This is a genomic window from Fuchsiella alkaliacetigena, from assembly GCF_023227765.1.
Lineage (GTDB): Bacteria > Bacillota > Halanaerobiia > Halobacteroidales > Acetohalobiaceae > Fuchsiella > Fuchsiella alkaliacetigena.
Genome location: NZ_JALKBZ010000072.1, coordinates 1 through 8471, shown reverse-complemented (window position 1 = coordinate 8471; position 8471 = coordinate 1). Strand labels below are relative to the sequence as shown.

Below are 8471 nucleotides of genomic sequence, written 5' to 3'. Positions count from 1 at the left end.
TCTAATTTAAGATATATTCCTTTATAATTTATTAATTTTATAGTTATCAAGAAAAAATAAGACCTTCGTTAAAGTAAAACTTAGCGAAGGTCTTTTTCTTTTTTTAACTATAAAATCGAGCTTAAAAGAGAATATCAGAGCATTAGCAAGTTTTTAAAATGGAATTTCAGGAGACTTTCTACAACTCTAAACTCTTCTAAGTAGTAATAATTAGCTTATATAGGCTCTGATTGCTGATAATGAATGTTTAAGCTTTGCAGGGTTCCATTGGCTTTTTTCATTATTCCATTCCTTTAAATATTCACCCTTTCTAGGGATAGCTATGTTAAGGAACTTAGCTTTAATTGAATTGACTAGATTTCCTGTCAAATCAATATCTCCAAATACTTTTCCATTAAAATAGAAATACCAGTAATCTCGGCATAGTCAAGTAATTTAGTTATATCTCTATCTGATCTTTTAACATACTCTTGGAGAGCTTCTTTAGCTACTTCCATACCTATTCTATTCCTAAGTCTTAGACAGTCACAAAGAGCTTTTTCTAAGTCATACATTTTAATGATATTCTCATTTATTTCAATTTCTTTAATTCCCGTCTCAAACTGCTTATCTGAAAAATAAAAGAATCTTATTGGCGGATAATCAGGCACAACAGGTCTGCGTGCATTTTGATGGATAGCCACATAATGCTCCCAGGGACTTTGAGTAGTCATTTCGTAGTATGATAAGGCTGAAATTAGACAAAAAACACTATTGGGAGCAATCTTGCTTACCTGGACTAACTCTTCTTCCACAGTAAACTCTCCGTCATCCCAGTGATATAAGCCTCTTTTAAGCTTGGTGATCACATTTTCTTCTACTAGCTGATAAAGATAGGAAGTATGAATTCCAGCTTCGATTATATCTTGAGTTCTTGCATAGCCTCCATTATCTTCAAATATTTTTTTGATCTGTTGTTTATATTGTTCTTTCAAAAGATCCCTCCTTGTCATTGTTAAAAATGTAGATATAAATAAATATATACCAACGTTTTTAACAGAATAAGCTTGTTGCTTAAATCACTTTTGTTAAAGATGTAGGTGCTTATAAATATATACATACAGTTTTAACAACTTAAGTATATCACTTAATTACTTAATGATCAATTTAAATAGTAACAGATAAACCGATTTGAAAATAAAAGAGAATTTAATTTTAGATAAAAACTTTAAAAGATTCATCATTGAATGTTAATATTGCTATGTTATATTGAACTTAAATGAGACTATCTTACAGCTTGTTAAATAGCTTACAGTTAATCCTTGATATATTCATTATAATAAATTAAGGAGGTGATTCCAATTAATGAGAAAGAGTTAGCTAAAAAAATTGAGGAGTTGAGAGAAGAATTAAACGGAATTGATGCTAATGAAAATAAAGAAAAGCTTTTGAAAAAAAGCCGTGAGCTTGACATCTTAATAAATGAGTATCTTAAAAAATAACTTTAATTATGAATGCAGTAGAAGGCAGATTATAAATTAAGTCTTCTATTCTTTTTTGATTTTAAAACTTTCTGATGTAATATCAAAAAGAGCAACCTAAGTAGTTGCCCTTAATTACTATCTTCTTTTGAAGTCCCTAGTTTCAGTTTCTTCTCTCGATTTGTTTCTGTTATTTCTATTCTCTAACCTAGCTTTATTTCTTAATTCTTGTCTTTTAGCCTGTAATTGGGCAAGCTTCTCCTACTACTTAGCTGATAGATCTAAATACTCTATACATTTTTGCTCCATTCTATGCTAAGTTTCATTTGCTTTTGAAGTATTACTTCTAGCTAAAGCTAAAGAAGAGAATCCTAAGATCACCAACATTACCATAGCAATACTAACTATTCTTTTCATAATTAAATCACTCCAAGTTTTACTATCTACTTGAAGTTGAAAAGTCTTTGAAGCGGTACTGTTTTCATCCCTTAATCGTATAAGTCAGATAATACGAGCTACTTTCGTTTATTTGCATGTCTAAACTTATTTTTTCTCAATTTCTCGTTTCTTTTTCCATCGGTAATATAGATAGACAGCTAAAAACCCTCCTACTATGGCAGAAATATGATCCATTGTGATCTCCTCCTCAGTTCAATGATATATATTAAATATCTACTATGAAGATTATTGTCCGCATCCTGCGGACAGACGCTTTACCCAATATTTCAGATAACTTTATTTTTGACCACTAAACTTGTCTGTCAAATTAATCCTTGCAATGAAATAATCTCTTAAAAAAACGTGAATAATACGATATTAAGCAGTATCGTATAGATAAGCGACTATGGATGATTTGATGAGAAAAGTGACAGGGTAGTTATAAATTATTTAAATTTGATCTTTTGGGATGTTATTAAACATCTCTTTTATACCACCTAATGATCCAAGAACTCCACTTATTTCATACGGAAGATATACCACTTGGTCATTTTCTTTATCTGCAAGGTCTTTAAAGGCTTCAATATACTTCAATGCTATTAAATATTGGGCAGGATCACTATCATATTCGCTCAAAGCATCAGCAATTTTTTTAATTGCTTTTGCTTCACCCTCAGCAATTCTAAGCCTTGCTTCTTTTTCTGCTTGAGCTCTTAAAATTTGAGCTTCTTTTTCACCTTGAGCTTCATTAATTGACGATTCTTTTTTACCTTCTGCTTCTAATATTTTTGATTTTTTTTCACCTTCGGAAGTTAATATATTTGCTCTTTTAGCTCGCTCTGCACGCATCTGTTTTTCCATTGCTTCTTTAATATCTTTAGGGGGAATAATGTCTTGTAATTCAACACGATTAACTTTTACGCCCCATTTATCAGTTGCTTGATCAAGAATTGATTTGAGCTTGGAGTTAATATCATCTCTAGAAGTAAGAGTTTTATCTAAATCCATTTCACCTATAACATTACGCAATGTAGTTTGAGTTAGTTTTTTAATTGCTACAGGTAAATTATTAATTTCATAAATAGCCCTTTTAGGATCAGTAACTTGGAAATACACCATAGCATTGATTTGGATTGCCACATTATCTTCAGTAATTACATTTTGACGAGGAAAATCATAAACTGTTTCGCGTAAGTCAATTCGTGTAATATATTTACGTCTGGTTATTTTTTTGCCTTCATCATCTTCAGTTATAAACTCCCATTGAATTTTTTGAGCTCGTTCAATAATAGGCCAAATCACATTAACACCTGGCTCAAGTACTCGATTAAATTTTCCTAATCGCTCAATTACAACAGCTTCAGCCTGATTTACAATAATTACTCCTTTTATAGCAAAAACAATTATAAAAAAAACTATTAATCCCATAATAATTAATAAAGGCATTTTATCACCTTTCCTTATCTTTTATTACTATAACTTTAGCCCCATCAACCTTAACAATTTCTACCCTCTCTTCTTTTGGAATAATCCCTCCTTCTTTTGAAACTGCCATCCAATCTTCTCCACCAATCTTGACTCTTCCTTTTACATCTTCAGGCCCTATTTTTTTAATAACCTTAGCTTTTTGACCAACTAATAAATATATATTACTTTTAGCTTCTGGATTATCAAGAATAGTTAGAAAGAAAGGTCTAATTTGCCACAGTACAATAATAGTAGTTATAGCAAAAACTAAAAGTTGAACAGTAACATTATCTATAAATAAAGATATAATGCCTGTTACAAAACAGCCTAGAGCAAAACTGCCTATAATAAATTCTGGAGTTAAAGCTTCAAGAATTAAAAGTATTATTCCTAATATAACCCAAATAACCCAGATATCCATTATATAATCCTCCATTTCTAGTTGCTATATTTAATAGTTAATGGCTCTAAAATAAAAGAGGAAGTATTAGCTAAAAGAAACAAAGAGACTACTATATATAGTAGTGGTATTGTTATAATTCTATATCATCAGCTTGTCATCTTATGGAAAATTTTTAGCGTTTTTAAAGATAAGCTATTAATCTATTAATTTAAAGTAAAAGTCCTAAACTCCTGCAAATTTACTGAAGAATTGATAGAGTATCGTATTTATTTAAAGGTTTAGAGTAATTGAAGATGTTGAGGCTAATGTTAATGTAGTTATAGAAGCTGGTGAGACTGCTTTTGGTGATATAGTAAATGTTGAGTCAACTAGCTAATCCATTAAGGATTAGAGGATTAAATATATAAGTTAAAAATGTTGAGCCTGTTGATGGAACAGAAATTAATTTAACAGGTGGCAAATTAATAGAAAGTGGAATCCGTAAAAGAAAAATACCCTTGATAATAAACCCTTATACAGATCTAATACCATTATTAAAAGTTAGAGTTGGAATTATAGGAATAAATAAAATTGATGTAGATTAGTAGTCAGAATTTTTGATAGTGATTTTTTATTAATCAGCAATTGAACCGTAAGTTAGTTTAAACAACCTCCCTGATTTCAAAATTACTCATTTCTTCTTCTAAGTCTATAACTAAATCCATATCATATTTTCTATTATTAATTTTCACTGCTTGAACTACCGGTCTTTGAATATTCTTAGAAACATCTATAACTACGCCTTCAAGTAAATTGTTAGACTTATCATTATAAAGTCGAATTCTTGCCCCGACTGGAAAGGGTAATATATGATTAGAAAGTTTATTAACTATCTTAGAATCAAGCTCACCATCTTCAGCCATACTAGATAAGATGTTTATTACCTTCTTATTTTCTAAGCCTTTACGGTAGACTCTATTGTTTTGCAAAGCATCAAAAACATCAGCTATAGCTACAATTTTAGCTAGAGGATGCATATCATCCCCTTTTAATCCCTGAGGATATCCAGAACCATTACATTTCTCATGATGTTGATGAACAATTATAGCTACCTCTTCTGGGATTGCCTCGTAATCTTTTAGAATTTCATAACTATAAGTAGGATGTTTTTGTATCTCAGCAAACTCTTCATCACTTAATTCACCATCTTTATTTAAAATTCGATCAGGAACTTTAATTTTGCCAATGTCATGCAAAAAAGCTCCTAAACCTAAAACTTTAAGCTTATCCTTACTATAATTAAGTATTTTAGCAATCGCAATCGATAAAATACTAGTATTAGTTAAATGAAAAAATAGTTGATCATCCAACTTTCTAATATCTCTTAAACTAATAAAAAGATCATCCTTACTAAAGATATCGTTAATAATATTATCTACTAAGTTTATAATTTCTGATTCATCAAGCAGTTTAACTTCATTTTTATCATCATTATCAGTTTCATCATCAGCTGACTTATAAAAAGTTTCTACACACTTTTTTGCAGTATTAACAGCTACTTTTTTTACATCATCTCTAACTATACTTTTATCTCTAACAATCTTGTTCATTTTTAAATAGACATTAGTTATTCCATATCTTTTTAATTTTTTAATATCACTTATATTTAGCTTTTTGTCTCCTCGCAATAGTATATTACCGCTTGCATCAAAAATATCCTTGGCCAATACATCACCTTCTTTAATTTCTTCTATCCTAGTCAATATCATGGTAAACACCTCTTTTACAATTATTTTCAATTTTAACTCCGCAAATGATTAATATGAGATTACTTATTGATATTGGATAGATTACTAACAAAGAGCTTCTGGCAACTTTTTATATAATCATATCCGATATATAAAAAGAATCATTCTGCTTTTAAAACCTCAACTTCTTTCGACAATTACCGACAATATGCACTATATGTAATTATTACCTTATTTATAGTTACTGTTTACAACACCTATTTTCCTCTCTATCATTTAAAATTTTCTACTTTTTATTGTTTTCCAAGGTTATTATGCGACTTGCTTCATTGAGTATAGAACACTTAGAAGGTAGTTCTCTATTTGATTAAACACTAGAAATCAATCCAAATTTAAATACGGTGATAAGCAACTCAGCAGTAGGCTGGGAATAAGTTTGCTTATAATTTTAGGTATGTAGCTGGTTAAATTAAGCATTTGAAAATTTAATAGTTGGTGCAGGTTTTTGTTAGTAAGTATAGAATTAGTTAATAAGAATAATAAGTATTAAGCTAAAAATTAAATTACTAATCACTAAAGGAAAGCGATGAATTATAGTCTGTATCTGGTCACCTTGACTATATGGAGCGAGTGGTGAAACCGTCTCTAAGCCTTATTTTAGGTTTGGGGATTTTTTAGCTATACCTAACTTATTTTAGAAAAGGGATTGGAGTGGATGCTATGAGCTTATTGATTAAGATATACTTAGCAGGAATAATACTTAACTTAATAGTCATCGCTTATCATATAATAAGCGACTATAAATCGGTAAGCATTAATCTAAAAGGTTTAGTTTTATTTTTAATATCAAGTTGGCTGATATATCCGATAATATTTATTCAAGCACGAAGATTTTGATAAGGAGTGTTGAAATGATAACTAAAGCAACTAAATTAAAAAGAATATTTATCTCTCATCCTTTCAAGAGTGATCCAGAAAGTAATAAGCAAAAAGCGGAAGGAATATGCCGAAAGTTAATTAGCAAAGGAGAAATCCTGCCGATTAGCCCTTTACATTTGTTTAGCTTTGTTGAAGATGAAAATGGAATTAGGGAAGATATTATGCAGGCTTGCTTTCAGATAATAAAGACTTGTGATGAGCTTTGGGTATATGGTGATTCCAAGGGTTGCAAAAGAGAAGTAGAGTTTGCTAATCAAGTTGGAGTTAAGGTTAGAAGGAAAAGCTAAAGTTGATTTAATTAAAATAAGGAGGCGGTATTATGTCAAGCAACATCACTAAGACAGATCTAGTAGACAGGATAGCTGAGAAATCAGGATTGAGTAAAAAGGATAGCAAAGCTTCTCTAGATGCTTTAATGGAAGTGATTCCAGAAGTATTAGCTGAGGAAGCTAAAAAGCCAGCAGATGAGAGGAATAAGATCCAGTTAACTGGATTTGGTAGCTTTGAGGTTAGGGATCGCAGTGCTAGGAAAGGTCGGAATCCTCAGACTGGCGAAGAAATGGAGATACCCGCTAAAAAAGTTCCTGCATTTAAGGCAGGCAAAACCTTTAAAGAGACTGTAGATGAATAAAGTTAAGGCTAATCCTCGATTGTCGGGGATTGGTCTTTTTTTAAATTAGCTATGGAATACTAGTTAGCGGTTTAGTTTTCCTCTAAATAATTTTTTTCCTTAGAAGAATTTGTGTTATTTTGATTGACAGTAGGTTTAAAGAAGCTATGAAAAGCTTTGAGAAATTTTAAGCAAAACAAAGGGGAAAAAGCTCTACAAGCAGTATTTATTAATAATGAAGGAGTATAATGCAAAGCCTAGAAAATTTAAGATAAACACCTAATTATGAAAGGAGTGAGTTGTCATTAAAGCAACTATTGTATTCCATAGTGTGTGCGGTAATACTTACTTGATGGCCAAAGAATTTTATAATAATTTTTCAGAGCACGAAGTCGATGTAGATCTTTATAGAGTGAAAGATGAGGACATAGCGAAGATAGCAAAAATCTTTCCTCCAGCCCAGGATTATTTAGAGGATATAAAAGAGATACCTGTATTTGCTAATAAAGATAGAATTTTAGAAAGTGATTATCTATTCTTAGGTTCGCCTACATACTTTGGTAATGTTTCGGCTGAGATGAAGGCCTTTATGGATTCCTTAAGCTGTTTCTGGGCTAGCTCAGAATTGGCTGGAAAGAAGCTAGTGGCATTTTCAAGTTGTGCTACTCCCGAAGGTGGAGGAGGACTTTGCCTACAGGCGATAAATACTTTTGCTCAACATATGGGAATGGTTCCCGTTTCAATTCCTAATAATCTTATTCCTGATATAAGTACTTCAGCTTATGGTTTATTACACTTTGCAGGAGAGAGTAACGACAGAAGGATAGATGATGCTATGAAAAAAAGTATTGAGGCAGTAGTAAATATGATAGTATAGCCAAGTTGCTCTAGTATGTATGAAGGAGCAACTTGAATTTGTGGAGGTTTTTAATACCTTAGATTGTTGAGTCAATTTCTTCACCTAAATCAAAAACAAGATTTAGATGGAGTTTTCTTGAGATATTTTAGATAAAAAACTTAATCAGTGGATAATAAAGTTGTGCTCTAAATTCTAGTAATATTAAAAAAATGAAATATTAATTTTTAACGAGTTCGATCTTCTTATAAATCAGCTAATAGATGTCAAGGAAAAGTTCAAATTATTACGGATATAATGCCTTATTGTGAAATAGTTATATTATACATTTCAACTTAGTGTTTAGCAAGCAAGGGGAGACCAGCTCTTTTGAATAGGGCCCTGCTTTCCTATCTATTACCATAAAACTCTAACTCAAGCCTGTTTTCATATTCTTCACCCTTAGTTACTTGCTTAATCAATCCTATATTTTTAGCATAGTATCTATAAATTTTATAATTATCTTTTTCAGATAGAGGACTGCTTTGGACTTTAACTACATCATGAAAACTTCCTGCTGGGAGATTTACTG

9 protein-coding genes and 1 riboswitch are annotated in these 8471 nt (G+C 30.9%); of the genes, 4 read left to right on the top strand and 5 right to left on the bottom strand.

The genetic code is table 11. From position 1 onward, the window contains the following. Window positions 1–365 precede the first annotated feature (365 nt). Window positions 366–974 (bottom strand): type IV toxin-antitoxin system AbiEi family antitoxin domain-containing protein, encoded by a 609-nt coding sequence (locus MWH30_RS12820; protein ID WP_248664491.1) that lies wholly within the window; start codon window positions 972–974, stop codon window positions 366–368. Window positions 975–1331: 357 nt separating this feature from the next. Between MWH30_RS12820 and MWH30_RS14005 the strand changes: the two genes are divergently transcribed. Further along, the gene (locus MWH30_RS14005; RefSeq protein ID WP_372494186.1) at window positions 1332–1481 is read left to right on the top strand and encodes an aspartyl-phosphate phosphatase Spo0E family protein; all 150 of its coding nucleotides are present in this window, start codon (window positions 1332–1334) and stop codon (window positions 1479–1481) included. 867 nt (window positions 1482–2348) lie between these two features. On the opposite strand, the gene MWH30_RS12815 is transcribed toward MWH30_RS14005, so the two are convergent. The 3 genes from MWH30_RS12815 to MWH30_RS12805 form a co-directional block, all read right to left on the bottom strand. Continuing rightward, window positions 2349–3344, bottom strand: a complete 996-nt coding sequence (locus tag MWH30_RS12815; RefSeq protein ID WP_248664490.1) for an SPFH domain-containing protein — start codon at window positions 3342–3344, stop codon at window positions 2349–2351. A 4-nt stretch (window positions 3345–3348) separates the two neighbouring features. After that, window positions 3349–3801, bottom strand: a complete 453-nt coding sequence (locus MWH30_RS12810; RefSeq protein ID WP_248664489.1) for an NfeD family protein — start codon at window positions 3799–3801, stop codon at window positions 3349–3351. Window positions 3802–4409: 608 nt separating this feature from the next. Continuing rightward, complete coding sequence (locus MWH30_RS12805; protein WP_248664488.1) at window positions 4410–5516, bottom strand: HD-GYP domain-containing protein; 1107 nt, start codon at window positions 5514–5516, stop codon at window positions 4410–4412. A gap of 549 nt (window positions 5517–6065) precedes the next feature. Continuing rightward, a riboswitch (cyclic di-GMP riboswitch) is annotated at window positions 6066–6148 on the top strand. A gap of 258 nt (window positions 6149–6406) precedes the next feature. Here MWH30_RS12805 and MWH30_RS12800 point away from each other — a divergent pair. The 3 genes from MWH30_RS12800 (at window position 6407) to MWH30_RS12790 (ending at window position 7921) form a co-directional block, all read left to right on the top strand. Continuing rightward, the gene (locus MWH30_RS12800) at window positions 6407–6721 is read left to right on the top strand and encodes a DUF7768 domain-containing protein (protein WP_248664487.1); all 315 of its coding nucleotides are present in this window, start codon (window positions 6407–6409) and stop codon (window positions 6719–6721) included. A 32-nt stretch (window positions 6722–6753) separates the two neighbouring features. Further along, window positions 6754–7065, top strand: a complete 312-nt coding sequence (locus tag MWH30_RS12795; protein ID WP_282706330.1) for an HU family DNA-binding protein — start codon at window positions 6754–6756, stop codon at window positions 7063–7065. Between the two features lie 310 nt (window positions 7066–7375). Continuing rightward, on the top strand, window positions 7376–7921 hold the full coding sequence (locus tag MWH30_RS12790; RefSeq protein ID WP_308221621.1) for a flavodoxin family protein: 546 nt from the start codon (window positions 7376–7378) through the stop codon (window positions 7919–7921). A gap of 368 nt (window positions 7922–8289) precedes the next feature. Here the strand turns inward: MWH30_RS12790 and MWH30_RS12785 are convergent. After that, window positions 8290–8471 (bottom strand): hypothetical protein (locus MWH30_RS12785; protein WP_248664485.1); only part of this gene is annotated, 182 nt, incomplete at its 5' end.